This is a genomic window from Synechococcus sp. WC101 (genome assembly GCF_047461555.1).
In the GTDB taxonomy this organism is placed as follows: Bacteria; Cyanobacteriota; Cyanobacteriia; order Thermostichales; family Thermostichaceae; genus Thermostichus.
Window position 1 is genome coordinate 1 of the sequence record NZ_JANSHG010000307.1, and the last position, 1,153, is coordinate 1,153.

Annotated in this window: 2 protein-coding genes; one reads left to right on the forward strand and one right to left on the reverse strand. The window is 58.7% G+C overall.

Features of this window, described 5'->3' with window-relative positions:
• Positions 1-436: alpha/beta fold hydrolase (locus tag NW809_RS12720; protein ID WP_414402313.1), on the reverse strand; the 436-nt coding region annotated here is incomplete at its 3' end.
• 448 nt (positions 437-884) lie between these two features.
• Here NW809_RS12720 and NW809_RS12725 point away from each other — a divergent pair.
• On the forward strand, positions 885-1,153 hold a 269-nt coding region (locus NW809_RS12725; protein WP_414402314.1), incomplete at its 3' end, for a precorrin-8X methylmutase.

The window sequence follows — 1,153 nt, forward strand, 5'->3', positions numbered from 1 at the left end:
CCAGGAGGCTGGGCTGCTGGATGTGGGTTCGCCAAAACTCGTACACCTGCTCGACCCACAGATCGACGCTGTAGGCGATCTCCGGCTTGGCACTCTCGCCAAATCCCAGCAGGTCGAGAGCATAGACGGAGCGCTGGGATCCCAGAGGAACAATGTTGTGGCGCCAATGGCCCACCGAGGCCCCAAAGCCATGGATCAAGATGGCCGGAGCCGCCGTCAAGTTCACCTGGCCGCTGGCGGTTTGGGCGCGACTGGGGGTGTAGGTGAAATGAATAGGCCAGCCGCGCCAGAGCCAGGTTTGGGAATGACCATAGCGAGGAAGCCCTGAGACGGGATCCCTGCTGCCGACCGAAGAGGGGGGCGTCGCAAGGGAGGGGAAACCTGCCCCGCCGACAGCAGCAGAGGGAGAAGAAGAAGGAGGGTTATGTTCAGGCAAGGGAGGATTGACACTCCTACCGCCTAAAGGCGGGGGATTCTTACGCAGTCCACAAAAGAACCCATAACGGCGTTGTCAAAGCGCCTCTAGACAGTTCCTTAAGGCAAAGCCCCAAGGTTCTGCTTACTTCTCGCTCCAGAGGATTTGTTGCTGCTCGGGTTTTTCACCGTAGTTAGCGTTTTCCCCTGGTCTGGCTAGGATTATAGCAGTTAGCAACTAAAGTCGCTAGCGGGCTTTTCCGCCCCGCACTAAAGTGCGGGGCTACCAAGCTATCCTTTTGTATGTGACAACAGCAGGCCCACCTCCATCAGGATAGACCGATCTTAGCGGTTGCTGGAGGGCGTCTAGAGTGGACTGGAGGGGCGTTTCTCTCAGATAACCCTCTTGAGCGGCTTTTTCTGGACATTCCCCACCCCTTTTTCCAAACAAAACCGCTTGCGTCAACAGGATGGAGAAAACCCTCCTGCCAGATGTGGCTCTGCCTACCGATCCCATGATGGATGAAACAGCTTGGATAGACCCCATTACAGCGGCCAGCTTCCGCCAGATTGACCAAGAGATCGGCCCCCACCCCTGGCAAGGGATCCCCTATGAGATCGTGCGCCGCGCCATCCACGCCACCGCTGACTTCGAGCTGCGGGATCGCTTTGTGTTCAGCCCCACGGCAGTTGAGGCGGGACTGGCGGCCCTGCGGCAACGACGGCCGCTGGTGGTGGA